Below are 14,580 nucleotides of genomic sequence, written 5' to 3'. Positions count from 1 at the left end.
CCTCAAAAAATTCTATAGAGTAAATACAATACTATAATTAGATAAAGAACAATTAAGAGTTTTCTTTGAACAGATACATTTAAAATATGATGCTTTAAATGTACACCTGTATAAACACCTACAAGCGATGCTAAACCTATAATTATTCCGCTTTCATAATCAACATGACCATGAAGTGTATGTGATATCAATCCTGAAACAGATGAAAATACAACAAAAAACAGTCCTGCAGATGTGGCCTTTTTCAAGGGTACATGCAAAAACCCTACAAGTATAGGTACTAAAATCAAACTCCCACCTACACCAATAGCCATACTTATTGCACCTGTTACAAAGCCTATAACAAAGAGTACTGCTTTATTTATTTTTTTCTCGTGCTTATAATCATGTGTTTTCATAAAAAGGCGTAAAAGCGCAAACGTAGCAAACGTAAAAAACACCATCTCTAATGTCTTATCGCTGAAACTTGAAGTGATACTACCACTTAAAAGCGCGCCACAAAAGCCTCCAAGCCCAATAATTACAACCATTACAACATCGAGTGTGCCTTTTTTATTGTTTAAATAACTTCCATAAATGGAACTAAAAACCATCTGAACAACAGAAATGCCGATGGCGATTTTTGTCTCATATCCAAGTATTAACAGCAGCGGCACTAAAATAGTTCCGCCGCCTATACCGAAGAGTCCGGACAATAAACCGACAGAAGCACCGAGCAATATTAGTTCAATCATCTCTATCCATAACTTTTTTGGAATTATACCCCAATATAAATAATAGTTTAATTTTACTTTGTGTTTCGTTCAAGTATAATCTATGAATTAATAGACTTCTTGCAAAAAGTCTTATAAGGGTTGATTATGTTAAACAGTGTAAAAGAAGCAGCAGAAAATTTTTGTACGCATCAAATTGGGGCTTCATGCGAAATAAAAGAAGCCCCGACAGATAAGAGAACACTTATTGCTTACATAGATATACAAGCACAAGACGGGAGCAAAAATAGAATATATATTGCTTCTGACAATGATTTTATGCAAAGAGTTTCAAAACTGTTTTTAGAAGAAGATAAAAGCAATGAAAACACACTCAAAGATATGACACTCGAAACTGCCAATCTCATCGTTGGAAGTGCTAAAGTAATTGCTGAAGAATTAGGAATGCCTTACACTATAGGAACACCTCATTTTGAAAAAATCGGAATGTTTGATTTTGACTATGACGAACTCAAAGTCATTTATATAGATAATGATGAACTTATCATTGCCATTAAGGAACTAGATGTCTAATACAAAAGAATTTGATCCGAAAAAAGAGCTTTCATGGATGGATTACTCCGGTATTTTAGACATGGAAGTTGAATTTGTTGCTGATTTGGGAGAGACTGAGCTGACTGTGGCAGAAGTTTTGAAACTTGAAAAAGGTTCTATTATTGATTTGAAAAAACCCGCGGGTGAAAGTGTTGAGTCTTATGTAAACGGGCGTATTTTAGGCAAAGGTGAAGTCATGGTGTATGAAAAAAACCTTGCAATCCGTATAAATGAAGTACTTGATTCAAGTGCTGTACTCTATTACCTATCTAAAGAGAGATTATGATTAAATTTTTATTACTGTTTTTACTGCCTTTTTCCCTGTACGCTTCTAAAATTTTAAGCTATAATATTTATGAGAGAACCGACAGAGCTGATGTTATGATTACTTTCGATACACCCTACACCGGGCAGATAAAACAAAGTGTCAGCAAATCAAAAATTATACTAAAGCTTGAAGATGCGACAATAGAATCACCAAAAATCAAAAAAGTTTCTTCTCAGTACTTGCATTCCTTGACTATTACACCCATGAATAATGAAACCCTTATTGTTGCATCTATTGCGCCATCAACAAGGCTTACAGCATCCAAAACATCCGATGCTTATGGGCTTAGATTAAGATTTACTGACAAAACAGCTGTAAAGTCATCAACAGCTACTACAGCTAACGCAATACCTACAAACTCACTAAGCACATTGCCCACAAAAAAAGATGATAATATGTCTCAAAGCTATTATGTTGTTATTGCTATTTTGGTACTTGGAATTTTCATACTTTTATACATAAAGAAAAAGATGAAACCAATGCCTGCAAATACACAAACACCAAATAACTGGCTGTTTAAAAACACACAAGAATCAACTACACCGAGTAATGTCAATATGGCAGCACAAAATGTCAGTATACGATTTCAAAAAGCCATAGATGATAAGAACAGCGTTGTAATGCTTGACTTTGGCAACCAAAGTTATTTGGTTCTTATGGGTAACAGTAATATTCTACTAGATAAATTTACAGACAATAAGCCGACATCACAAAAAGAGTTTGATGAAATTTTACAAAGCAGACATGAAGATTTAGAAAACTTTTTGGGTAAATCACAAACAGAAGAAAAACAAGAGCCTCTGCAAGCCTATAAAGAAAGAGCAGCAAATATAGCTTATGAGATGCAGTAAGAAAATTATGCTACAATTGTCTTTATGAAAAACAATAATAACGAATATAAAATGCCCTTAGAATTTGTTAAAAAAGTTAAAGATACATTAACAGAAAAAGAATCACTCGAAGGTGAACTGAAATATATAGAAAAAGAGGGACATGAGATTTGGTTTCAAAATAGCATAATGCCTATACTTGATGATGATGGACAACAAATAGGAGAAGTCATAGTCAGATATGATATTACCGAGAAAAAAAAATTTCAACAAATGGCTATAACTGATCCTCTCACAAATCTGTACAACAGACGATATTTTAATAAAATACTAATACGCGAGATAAAGCGTTCTCAACGTGATAAAACACATTTGGCATTTATGATGATTGATATTGATTATTTTAAAAAATATAATGACAGTTATGGTCATAAAGCGGGTGATAATGTACTTGTAGCAGTCGCAAATACTTTAAAAAACTCTTCAAAAAGAGCAAGCGATTTTGTGTTTAGGCTCGGTGGAGAAGAATTTGCCATTTTGTTTACTACAGAAGATGAAAAAAAAGCATTTGCTTTTACCGAACTTGTCAAAAAAAATATAGAAAAACTTCAAATTCCCCATTCTAATTCACAGGTTTCAAAATATATTACTGTTTCTATTGGCTTACTAGTCGTTGATTTTAAAAATGAAATGGTGGATGAAAATGGTTTTTACACAATGGCAGATGATGCCCTCTATGAGGCCAAAGCAGCCGGAAGAAACCAGGTTACAATGCATAAAAATGAAGAATTAGATTTTTTTTGATTTTTTGGCATCTCTTTTAAATCGTTCTTTGAGTAATTTTTTTATTGTATTGACCTGAGACATATTTAACAAATAACTCTCATCCATCAGTTTATTAATATGAAAGACCTCTGTCACGGTAATTCCATAAGGGTCTTTTTTCTCTTTTACAACTTTGCTATCATTAAAGCTGTATAAATAGAGATTTTTGCGAGTTGTTTGAATATAATAAGTTACAATAATCTCATTAGAATGTTTTTTTTCTAATGCGACGACTACTCTTTGTTCTTCTGCATATTCACCCTCTTTTAGATTGAGTAAATTTTTCACATCTTTGATTGTCAGGAAGCCAATATAAAATTTATTATACAAATCATGATATCTTTGAATTTTATCATTCATTAAGAAGTTCATATCTATTACGTATTTTTTATTTGCACGTATTGTTTTTGTTATCCAGCTCATAGTATTATAATATCTAAACGGATACAGTTTTAAGGTATGTGCTTCTATCATTTTTTTAGAATTTATTTTATCTTTTGGTAAAAGTTTTTGTTTATCGAGTTTAGTGATATATTCTAAAACTTCTGCAGCAGAAAACTCTTTTGTAAACCATACTTTACAATAAGAAGGAAACTGTTTAGCGCCTGTAGCACCTTCATTTAAAATTATCAATGATTTAATTGTATAGTTTGGAAAAATAATCTCTAAAAGTGCCTTTTTCTTTCTTAGGCGGCGGCGCAGTTTCAATACTGACTTCACTAACGTCATCTCAACAAAATAAAGTTCATTGTTTTTTGTAATAAACATTGCATCAAATTCACTTATTTCACGGCTCTTTGTTCTGTAAACAATTTGCTCTTTTTCACTTATGGAGAGAGTGTTTGCATAGGCTTTACATTTACTTTGATGAAATCCTTTAAGCACAAACTTTGTTATATAGTCATTTTCCTCTGCATATCGTAAGAGTTTTTCATAAATGAAATTTTCATATACTTCTCCTTCAAAGGAGCGGTATGAACTTAGATAAGATGGATCTTGTAAGTCAATTCCTTTCTTAATTAAAGAGAGCAGATGTTTTGTATTGTAAACATAATGCAGTAAATTATCTGCAATATCTTCTTTTTCTAAATTTTTAATTGACTCAGAAATTTCTAACATTACAGTGTCATCTCGTTGTTTTTAAAAAAATCATCTATTACTGAGCGGTATGTTGCAATATCATCGATTGAATTTACTTCATTTCTTAAGGCAGATGCACCGCGATAGCCTTTAGAATAAGTATGCGTATGTTTTCTAAACATTGCAACACCGTGCTGTCCGTAAAATTCTATCATTTTATCGAAATGCTCCATGATAATTTCGTGTTTAAGACTCTGCTCAATATGTTCATTGCCTGTTTTGAGCTGATGAAATATCCATGGAGCGCCAACTGCACCTCGGCCAATCATAACACCGTCTGCACCGGTATGTTCAAGCACCCATTTGGCTTTTTCATAAGAGTCTATGTCACCATTTGCAATCACGGGAATATCTACAGCCTCTTTTATCTCTCTAATGGCATCATAATCAACAGCAGCTTTAAATTTTCCTGCACGTGTTCTTCCGTGAACCGCAATAAAGTCTGCCCCGCTGTCTTGTACAACTTTTGCAATATCAACATGCTTTTTCTCTTCAAAACCTAGTCTTATTTTCACACTGGTCATGCTTTTATTGGATGTATCTTTGATGGTTTTAATAATTTCTCCCATTAATGGAAGATCTAAAAGAAGGGAACTTCCGCTGCCGTGTCCGACAACTTTTGGGACAGGACAACCACAGTTCAGATCAATAATATCAATACCTTCCTGCTCATTTAAAATCTCAACAGCACTTCGTACTATATCAACATCAGCACCGGCAATTTGAACAGAATAAGGATCTTCCAAAGAAGATTTTTCAAGCATATGCAGAGTCTTTTGCGAACCATGAGCCAATGCATTTGAACTTAACATTTCACTCACTGTTAAATCTGCTCCAAATTTTTTCACCACACTTCTAAAAGGAAGATCAGTAAAGCCCGCTAATGGAGCTAATACATATAAAGGCTTATCAAAGGAGAGATTTTCTTTCATTATTATATGAACATGTCTATACTAAAGTTTTTACCACACTCTTTAAGTGCCCGGTAAGCTTTAAAATTTTGATATTCATTTGGCTGAGAATTATCAAGTATAGCATTGGCAGGTGCTATCATCTCTAAATCATAAAGCGTGTATAAATAAGCATCCATCGCATCTTCATCTTCATCAGATAAAATCTCAAAAAGTCTCATTCTTTGTTCAGGAATCATTCCACCTTTGGAAAGAATAGATGAAATTTCAATATAATCTTTTTTACTTAAGTCTGATTTTTTGAATAAATCAATAAGCTCTTCATTGCTTATTTCCAAAGTGTTCTCATCAGCATTAATTCTAGAAAGGATTATATGTAATGCTTCTTTTGTTAAAAAACCTTTATACTTCTTAATGCCGTTTAGTGATGCAGTTTTAACATAATCAACATAAACTTCTTTGCATAAACTGTCATCATATTTTGTACAGTTAGATAAAAGAGATTCTGCATTAATTTGATCTTTTTTATATCTATTTCTCTCATTTTGTATAACTAATTCATTGTCAGATGGTAAATTGTATGATTTTAAGTCAGCAACTTCACCATTTTTTATATCTTGAATTACTTTTAAGACTGTATTAATTTTCTCATCATCTATTTTTCCTATCATATTATCGGTCGGATATATGATGCTGTTTTGCAGTAATGTTCCCAATAGTCTATATCTATCAGTTTTGAAGCTGTAATTTCGTTCTTTTTTACCAAGATAAGCATCAACAACAGCATTAATAAGTTTTTCATAATCTTTTTCATATTTGCGTAATCTAAAATTACCTATCATTGAATAAAATGTCATATGGGCAACACTTGCAAGATACAAGATGAAAATTGGTATAATTACCCATAAAGCAATTGATAATGACGGCATAGGAATACCGAATAAGTCAATACTTATACTCTCTTGTGTTACATATGCATAAACATACCAACCCACAAGTCCTATCCAGACCAATGCAGCTATTGTGTACCTTTTAATATACATTCTTCAACCCTTTATTTAGATTTTTCTACGATTTCTCTACAGTCAATGCAATAAACAGCATGAGGTTTCACTTTTAATCTTTGAAATCCTATGTCATCTTCACACATTTCACAAATACCATAACCGCCGTTTGTGATTTTAGAAAGTGCTTTATCTATTTCACTTAATTCTTTTTTCTGCTGTTCTATTATAGCACTTTCTACCATAGAATTATTATTTGCTGAAGCGTGATCACCTTCATCATTTAAATCTGATGCATTTATTTCACTAAGCTCTGTACTTACACCATTAATATTTTTCTCAATTTGCTCTTTACGACTTAGTAATATGTCTTTAAAATAATTTAACTCACTTGCTTGCACGTATACTTCCCTTTTATTTATGATATGGATGGTTACTTAGTATAGAAAAACCTCTATATATCTGTTCTAACAAAACTACCTTGGCAATTTTATGACTCATTGTAATCTTGCCCAAACTAATTACAGCGTTACTTTGATCTAAAAAATCTTTTTCAAAACCATAAGCCCCGCCAATAAAAAATTTCACGGACATTTTATCATTTAATAGCTTACTAAACTCAAAACTGTCGATTAATTTTCCATCCGGATGCAAAGTTATACAGAAATCTTTCCCAATATAAGCTTCTAAAGCTTTGGTATATGCTTTTTGAGCAGCTTGTGGGGAAATTGTGTGTGCTTTTGTTACATCTTTTGAATAAATTTCTGTATCTTTGACTGTCGCAAATCGTGATATCATTTTTGTCAAATCTTTATATAATGGGTCATATAATGATTTTTCTTTTTTTGCGATGGAAACAATTTCTACATTCATTTAAGTAAACCGCTTCCTATAACATTATACACAGCATGCTCAAATTTATCATGCAATTTTACACCGCCTATCGCTGCTACATGATGTTTTGATTTTGCCGCAATAGTATCCAGACTTTCACCAAGAACATTTATAATATCTTTCTTTGTAGATGTATTTCTGTAAGCGCCCAGACCGATATAGTTTAAATCCATCGTGTTTGCTTTGAGTACTTCTTGTTCGTTGTGTGTTGAGATACCTAGAATTTTATCTTCTTTAATGACACTGCGCAAAATTTTAACTGCTTTAAGTACATCTTCATCAATTTTCTTTAAATCTTCCTGACCTACATGTACACCGTCACAAAACTCTACAAGTTCATACGCATCATTGACTATTAAAAAACCGTCATATTGTTGTCTTATTTTAATTAACTGCTCTTTTATAAAAGCAATATCTGCATTTTTATTTCTATATTGTATAACTTCTGCATTATGTGATTTTGCAATATCTAAAAATGTCTCAAGAGAAATTCCTTTCTCATTAAGCATATCTTGGTCGCATAACGCATAAAGTCTCATACTAATCTTTTTTTAATAAAGTAAGCATATCAGAAAGAGTTTTTTTCAACTCATTTCTATTTACTATCATATCTATAGAACCGTGTTCGAGTAAAAATTCAGCTCTTTGAAATCCATCAGGAAGTTCTGAACCGATAGTCTGCTCAATTACCCTTTGTCCTGCAAAACCGACCAAAGCACCCGGCTCTGCTATAATTATATCACCAAGATTTGCAAAAGATGCACTCACTCCACCCATTGTAGGGTCTGTAAGCACTGATATAAAAGGCAGTCTATGGTTTGAAAGTTTTGCTAAAGCTGCAGATGTTTTACTCATTTGTAAAAGTGAAAAAGTAGATTCCTGCATTCTTGCACCGCCCGAAGCACTTAAAATAATCAAACCCTGCTTTTTCTCAATAGCTCTCTCAGCCGCACGGACAATTTTTTCACCTTCAACTGAGCCTAATGAACCGCCCATAAATGCAAAATCAAAAATGACAAGCTGTACATCAACACTGTTCATTTTACATTCACCGCTTACCACAGATGAATTTCGCCCTGTTTTTGTATAAGCTTCTTCAAGTCTTTTTTTATAAGGTTTTTTATCAACAAACTTCAGTGGATCGACAGGTTCAAGTGACTCATCATATTCTACAAATGTGCCCTCATCTGCAAGCATTTTCAATCTTTCTTTTACGCCTATACGAATATGATATCCACATTTAGGACATACATAATTTTGGTTTTCAACTTCTTTGTAGTACATTAAAGAGTGGCATGATTTACATTTTATCCAGTGAGAACCTGCTTCAGCTTTTTCGGGTTGTTTATTATCAAATGTTTTAGTAAAAAGGTTTAGTAAATTCAAAAAAAATCCTTAAATTATATAAATAGACTCTATTATAGCAAATTAATGCTGATTTTGAAGAATTTTTTTAGAAGAAAAACAAATTTACCCATTAAAAATGAGTAAATCTGTTTGAATTATTAGAGTAAAGAGTCTATGATACTTCTAGCTGCTTCACGACCGTCAAAAGCTGCCGTTACAACCAAATCAGCACCGCGGAAACAGTCACCGCCGGCATATATACCGGGTGTTGTTGTCTCATGTGTTTCTTCATCTACAATAATCCCACCCCATGAATTTGTCTCTATACCGTTTTCAGCCAAGAAAGGCGGAACAACAGGATCAAATCCAAGTGACATTATAACTACATCGGCATTTACTCTGTATGCAGAACCTTTAATTTCTTCCATACATTGACGTCCAGATTCATCTTTTGCACCTAAGGTTGTTTTAACAACTTCTACAGCTACAGCACGTCCCTGCTCATTTACTATAATCTCTTTTGGAGAAACTAAAAATGTAAAATCTACACCCTCTTCCATAGCATTTTTATACTCTTTTTTAGATCCCGGCATATTCTTTTCATCGCGACGGTATAAACATGTAACAGATTTTGCACCTTCACGTTTTGCAGTTCTTAAACAATCCATAGCCGTATCACCGCCGCCGATGACAACTACATTTAGATCTTTAAAGTCAAATTTTTTATCATATGTTTGTTTGAAATTTTTTCTTTGAATATTAGTCAAATAATCCATGGCTTTATAAACATTTGAAGCATTTTCACCCGTAATTCTAGCACTTTTGGCTTTTGTAGCACCGACACCGATGAACATTGCATCATGCTCATTAGCTATAGTCTCAAAATCAATATCACGCCCTACTTCACTGTTGAGTACCAGTTTTAGTCCTGCCTCTTCTAGCAGTTTTATACGTCTCTCAACTACCTTTTTATCAAGCTTGAAGTTAGGAATACCATATGTTAAAAGCCCGCCTGCACGGTCACTTCTTTCATACATTGTAACAGCAACTCCAGAACGTAAAAGATAGGTTGCAGCGGAAAGGCCTGCCGGTCCGCTTCCTATAACCGCAACTTTTTTATCAGTTGTAATACCCGGAAACTCAGGTTTGTACCCTGCTTTGAAGCCTAATTCTGTGATATGTGTTTCAACAGAACCGATAGTAATAGCACCGTGACCGTCATTTAGTGTACAATCACCTTCACAAAGTCTGTCATGAGGACATACTCTTCCCATTACTTCAGGGAATGGAGAAGGCTCATTTGAGAGCTTAAATGCAAATTCCAAATCTTTTTCAGCTATAGATTTCAGCCATTGAGGAATATAATTGTGTAAAGGACATTTATTTAAACAAAACGGATCCCCGCATTGAATACATCGCTCACTCTGCGTTGCTGCTTCATCTTTGTCGAAGACTTCATAAATTTCACCAAAATCTTTGGTTCTGTCAACAACCAGTCTCTTTGCCGCCTCAATTCTTTCAGTATTTAAATATTCACGCATTTTAGTCTCCGTTCTCTAGATTAAGAGGTAGTTTTGTTAAGTTTTTAGGTTTTACCAGCCAGAAGTTTCTTACTTCTACTCTAAAGTTCTCAAGTAAATCCTGTGCTTTTTGACTTTTTGTTTCTACTAAATAATCTTTTAGTAAACGTTTTAAATAATGTCTTGCTTCATCACCTTCATCCGTATCAATTCTTACGGCTTCAACAAGTTCACCATTGACATTTTCTATAAAATTATGATCTTCATCATAAACAAAACTTACACCGCCTGTCATTCCGGCACCAAAGTTAATACCAGTTTTTCCAAGAATTACAACCACACCACCTGTCATATACTCACAAGCATTGTCTCCCGTACCTTCAACGATTGCAAATGCACCTGAGTTACGAACAGCAAAACGCTCACCGACACTTCCTGAAATGTAAAGTTTACCGCCTGTGGCACCGTAAAGACACGTATTTCCACCTGCAGAGAATTGTTCACCCTCATTTTGTGATGTTATAATTATTTTACCACCGTGCATACCTTTTCCAATGTAATCATTTGCTACACCATCAAGATAAATTGAAACACCCGGAATCAAAAATGCACCAAGTGCCTGACCTGCTACACCGCTGAGACTTATTTTAATAGTATCTTGCTTGAGTCCCTCATCACCGTAATACTGTGCAATTTCGCCAGAGATACGTGCACCAAAACTTCTATGAATATTTTGAATTTCTCTTTGAATTCTTATCGGGTGTTCTGGATGTTTAATTGCATTCATAGCTTCTTTGAGCACATCTTTTTCAAACTCGTTATCATCAAATGGAGGATTAAACGGCTGCTGATGAGTATTTACACCCTCTTCTTCATGTAAAACAGCAGAAAAATCAAATTTCTTTGCAAATGTATCATCTTTAACCGCGAGTAAATCAACACGGCCTATCATCTCTTCCATTGTTTTGTAGCCAAGTTCAGCCATAATTGCTCTTACATCTTCAGCAAGATATGTGAAGTAGTTTATAACCTGATCAACATGTCCTTTAAAGAACTCTTGGCGAAGTTTTTCATTTTGTGTTGCAATACCCACTGAACATTTGTTGACATGACAGATACGAAGCATTTTACAGCCGACAATCGTTAAAACACCTGTACCGAATGCAAAAGATTCAGCACCTAAAAGAGCGGCTTTTACAATGTCAAGTCCTGTTTTTAATCCACCGTCTGTTTGTACTTCAACAAGACCACGAAGATTATTTGCTTTGAGAGCGTTATGTGCTTCAGAGAGACCGATTTCCCAAGGATTTCCGGCAAATTTAATAGAACTTAACGGTGCAGCACCTGTACCGCCGTCTCCACCAGATATAATAATTTTATCTGCATACGCTTTTGCAACACCTGCTGCAATGGTTCCAACGCCAACAGTAGATACAAGTTTTACAGCAATGCGTGCTTTAGGGTTTACCTGTTTCATATCAAAAATAAGCTGTGCCAAATCCTCAATAGAATAAATATCATGATGTGGCGGCGGTGAAATCAGTGTAACACCCGGCACAGTATGACGCAGTTTACCGATTAACGGTGTCACTTTATGACCAGGAAGCTGCCCTCCCTCACCAGGTTTTGCACCTTGTGCTACTTTAATTTGAATTTCCTCTGCTGAACGAAGATATGCAGGAGTAACACCAAAACGTCCAGATGCCACCTGTTTAATTTTTGAAACTCTCTCGGTTCCAAAACGTGCTTTATCTTCCCCTCCTTCACCAGAATTTGATTGACCTCCGATTCTGTTCATTGCAATAGCAATTGTTTCATGGGCTTCAGGAGAGATAGAGCCTAAACTCATCGCTGCCGAGGCAAAACGTTTAAATATAAGCTCTTTTGATTCAACTTCCGAGATATCAATCGGTTTTCTATCTGATTTTAAATCAAAGAAATCACGAATAAATTTTAATCCGCGTTTATTAACGAGATTTTTCAATTTGTCAAAATTTTCCTGTGAAGGATTTTTAGAGACATCATGAATAGCATGAATAACTGCAGGACCGAAATCATGGTGTTCCTGCCCTGTATAAAACTTATAATATCCACCGATATTCAATGGGAATATTTTATTAAAGCCATTCGTTTTAAAAGCAGCTTTATGCGCTTTTTCAAGTCTCTCATCAATATCACTGTATGTGAGTCCGCTAAGCGTACAGTTAGACGTTTCAAAACACTCTTTTACTATATCTTTATGGAGCCCCATTACATCAAAAAGACCGGAATTTCTATATGAAGCAATAGTTGCAATACCCATTTTTGACATAATTTTCAAAAGTCCGCTGTTAAGTGCCGTGTGTACAGATTTATAAGCATCTGCGCATGTTAGATTTAATGATTTTGATCTTTCAAGCTGTGATGCAATTGTTGCAAAAAGTACATTAGGGTAAATCGCAGAGGCACCATAACCGAGCAGTACTGCCGCACTGTGTGAATCAATAACTTCACCTGTTGAAGCAATCAAAGAGACCAAATGGCGTACTTTTGCTTTGAGTAGAGCAATGTTTAAACGCCCTATCGCCATTGCCATTGGAATAACTTTGTTCTCTTCGCTAAACTCACTGTCATCTAAAATAACTATTCTTATTCCATCATTTTCAACTGCTGAAATTACTTTTTTAACTAAGCTTTCCAGTGAAGCTTTTAAGTCTGACTTATATGCGGTTGAGAAAGTAGCATTTTTGTAAAATTCTTGATATCTAGGAGATGTTTCCTCACCGAATGATTTAAGAACTTCAAGTTTTTCACTTGTAATAATCGGAGAAATAGATTTTAATCTATGTGCATGTGACGGAATTTCATCTAAAATATTGTGCACTTCACCGAAACCTGTATTTAAACTCATAACAACTTTTTCACGAATAGAATCTATCGGCGGATTTGTCACCTGAGCAAATTTTTGTTTGAAAAAGTCTGTAAAATTTCGTTGTTTTTGTGAAAAAGCCGCAAGTGGAGTGTCATCACCCATAGAACCGACTGCCTCTTTGCCCTCTTTTATCATAGGTTCAATGACTTGTTCTACGATTTCTTGTGTCACATTAAAATATCGCTGTCTTCTTATTAAAGCATCTTCATCCATCTCTCTACATGTACTATACTGTTCTTCTACATGCTCTTGCAAGTAAATCATATGCTCATTGAGCCACTTCATATAAGGGTTGGCACCTTTTAAATAATCATCAATTTGGTGACTTTTAAGAAGTTTTCCGAATTTCAGATCAAGTCCAAGCATTTCACCTGACTGCAGACGTCCACGCTCTTTTATATCTTCTTCGGAAATGTCAACAACACCGTATTCTGAAGCTATTAAAAGGTTATCATCTTTTGTTACTATATATTTAGAAGGGCGTAAACCGTTTCTGTCAAGTACACATCCGATATATCTGCCGTCTGTAACTGAAAATGCTGCCGGACCGTCCCATGCTTCAAAAACAGTTGAATAATATTCATAAAATGCACGAAGTTCAGGATCCATATGCGGAGCATTTTGCCATGCAGCAGGAATCACTGCACGTACAGCCTTGAAAAAATCCATTCCATTGACAATTAAAAATTCAAAAAAGTTATCGGCTGAAGCACTGTCAGAAGAATCAGGCTGTAAAATAGGAAGCAGTCTTTTAATTTCTTCATCACTAAACACTTCACTTTTGATTGATTCTGATTTAATAGCAACATTGATACGGTTTGCCTCAACAGAATTAATCTCTCCATTATGAGCCACGGCACGAAACGGCTGTGCAAGACGCCATTGGGGAAGCGTGTTTGTTGAAAATCTTTGGTGAAAAAGTGAAAAAGATATTTTAAAGTTTTCATTTTGTAAATCTATGTAAAATTCTTTAATATGCGTAGGCATAACAAGTCCTTTATAAGAAAGAACTTTTGAACTCATAGAAGCTATATAAAAATCTCTGTCACTGCCGAGTTCATGTTCGGCTTCTTTGCGAGAAAGATATAAAAGAGCATCAAATCTGTTTGTTGCCATGATTGAGTTAGGAACGATAAAAAGCTGTACAATATGAGGCAGTGAAACAAGTGCTTGATCACCCAGTGCATTGGTGTTAACCGGTACATCACGAGAAAGTACTACTTTTAAATCGTTATTTTGGCAAATTGCTTCTAGAGCATCTAACTGTTTTTTATTCTTTGTAAAAATACTAGCCACTGCAAACTGACTCGGCAATTCGATACCTTTGGCTTCTGCTTCTGCTCTCAAAAATTCTTCCGGCATAGAAAGAAGTAAACCGCTTCCGTCCCCTGTTTTTCCATCTGCAGCAACAGCACCGCGGTGCATCATACGCTCTAATGCAGTAACTGCATCATTAAGCACTTTATGTGAAGGTCTGTTTTTGATATTGGCAACAAGACCAAAACCACAATTATCCTTAAATGATCTTAATAAATCATGATGTTCAATCATTTCAACTCCCAA

Annotated in this window: 14 protein-coding genes; 4 read left to right on the top strand and 10 right to left on the bottom strand. The window is 34.6% G+C overall.

The window, feature by feature from the left end:
• Nucleotides 1-2: 2 nt before the first annotated feature.
• Nucleotides 3-734: a sulfite exporter TauE/SafE family protein gene (locus tag SAUT_RS05415; RefSeq protein WP_013326867.1), complete on the bottom strand. Its 732-nt coding sequence runs from the start codon at nucleotides 732-734 to the stop codon at nucleotides 3-5.
• A gap of 126 nt (nucleotides 735-860) precedes the next feature.
• On the opposite strand from SAUT_RS05415, the gene SAUT_RS05410 reads away from it, so the two are divergent.
• Genes SAUT_RS05410 through SAUT_RS05395 form a run of 4 tightly spaced genes read left to right on the top strand, consistent with a single transcriptional unit; the run spans nucleotide 861 to nucleotide 3,269 of the window.
• On the top strand, nucleotides 861-1,286 hold the full coding sequence (locus SAUT_RS05410) for a chemotaxis protein CheX (RefSeq protein ID WP_013326866.1): 426 nt from the start codon (nucleotides 861-863) through the stop codon (nucleotides 1,284-1,286).
• Nucleotides 1,279-1,593, top strand: a complete 315-nt coding sequence (gene fliN / locus SAUT_RS05405; RefSeq protein ID WP_013326865.1) for a flagellar motor switch protein FliN — start codon at nucleotides 1,279-1,281, stop codon at nucleotides 1,591-1,593. Before SAUT_RS05410 ends, fliN begins: the two co-directional genes overlap by 8 nt.
• Complete coding sequence (locus tag SAUT_RS05400; protein WP_013326864.1) at nucleotides 1,590-2,486, top strand: hypothetical protein; 897 nt, start codon at nucleotides 1,590-1,592, stop codon at nucleotides 2,484-2,486. Before fliN ends, SAUT_RS05400 begins: the two co-directional genes overlap by 4 nt.
• 24 nt (nucleotides 2,487-2,510) lie before the next feature.
• Nucleotides 2,511-3,269, top strand: coding sequence for a sensor domain-containing diguanylate cyclase (locus SAUT_RS05395; protein WP_013326863.1), 759 nt, complete (start codon nucleotides 2,511-2,513; stop codon nucleotides 3,267-3,269).
• On the opposite strand, the gene SAUT_RS05390 is transcribed toward SAUT_RS05395, so the two are convergent.
• The 9 genes from SAUT_RS05390 to gltB form a co-directional block, all read right to left on the bottom strand.
• Nucleotides 3,255-4,409: a hypothetical protein gene (locus tag SAUT_RS05390; protein WP_013326862.1), complete on the bottom strand. Its 1,155-nt coding sequence runs from the start codon at nucleotides 4,407-4,409 to the stop codon at nucleotides 3,255-3,257. The two genes, SAUT_RS05395 and SAUT_RS05390, sit on opposite strands and share 15 nt — an antisense overlap.
• The gene (gene dusB, locus SAUT_RS05385) at nucleotides 4,409-5,362 is read right to left on the bottom strand and encodes a tRNA dihydrouridine synthase DusB (RefSeq protein WP_013326861.1); all 954 of its coding nucleotides are present in this window, start codon (nucleotides 5,360-5,362) and stop codon (nucleotides 4,409-4,411) included. The genes SAUT_RS05390 and dusB overlap by 1 nt, the downstream gene beginning before the upstream one ends.
• Before the next feature lie 2 nt (nucleotides 5,363-5,364).
• The gene (locus SAUT_RS05380) at nucleotides 5,365-6,384 is read right to left on the bottom strand and encodes a hypothetical protein (RefSeq protein WP_013326860.1); all 1,020 of its coding nucleotides are present in this window, start codon (nucleotides 6,382-6,384) and stop codon (nucleotides 5,365-5,367) included.
• 11 nt (nucleotides 6,385-6,395) lie between these two features.
• Nucleotides 6,396-6,746 (bottom strand): RNA polymerase-binding protein DksA, encoded by a 351-nt coding sequence (gene dksA, locus SAUT_RS05375; protein ID WP_013326859.1) that lies wholly within the window; start codon nucleotides 6,744-6,746, stop codon nucleotides 6,396-6,398.
• A 13-nt stretch (nucleotides 6,747-6,759) separates the two neighbouring features.
• Nucleotides 6,760-7,218, bottom strand: coding sequence for a 23S rRNA (pseudouridine(1915)-N(3))-methyltransferase RlmH (locus tag SAUT_RS05370; RefSeq protein WP_013326858.1), 459 nt, complete (start codon nucleotides 7,216-7,218; stop codon nucleotides 6,760-6,762).
• Entirely contained in the window at nucleotides 7,215-7,778 is a 564-nt protein-coding gene (locus SAUT_RS05365; RefSeq protein WP_013326857.1) for a thiamine phosphate synthase, read from the bottom strand. The genes SAUT_RS05370 and SAUT_RS05365 overlap by 4 nt, the downstream gene beginning before the upstream one ends.
• Nucleotide 7,779: 1 nt before the next feature.
• On the bottom strand, nucleotides 7,780-8,625 hold the full coding sequence (gene accD, locus SAUT_RS05360) for an acetyl-CoA carboxylase, carboxyltransferase subunit beta (RefSeq protein WP_013326856.1): 846 nt from the start codon (nucleotides 8,623-8,625) through the stop codon (nucleotides 7,780-7,782).
• A 119-nt stretch (nucleotides 8,626-8,744) separates the two neighbouring features.
• On the bottom strand, nucleotides 8,745-10,127 hold the full coding sequence (locus SAUT_RS05355; RefSeq protein ID WP_013326855.1) for a glutamate synthase subunit beta: 1,383 nt from the start codon (nucleotides 10,125-10,127) through the stop codon (nucleotides 8,745-8,747).
• Nucleotide 10,128: 1 nt separating this feature from the next.
• Entirely contained in the window at nucleotides 10,129-14,568 is a 4,440-nt protein-coding gene (gene gltB, locus SAUT_RS05350) for a glutamate synthase large subunit (RefSeq protein ID WP_013326854.1), read from the bottom strand.
• Between the last annotated feature and the right edge of the window lie 12 nt (nucleotides 14,569-14,580).

This window comes from Sulfurimonas autotrophica DSM 16294 (assembly GCF_000147355.1).
Lineage (GTDB): Bacteria > Campylobacterota > Campylobacteria > Campylobacterales > Sulfurimonadaceae > Sulfurimonas > Sulfurimonas autotrophica.
This window is presented reverse-complemented; position numbering and strand designations above follow the sequence as displayed.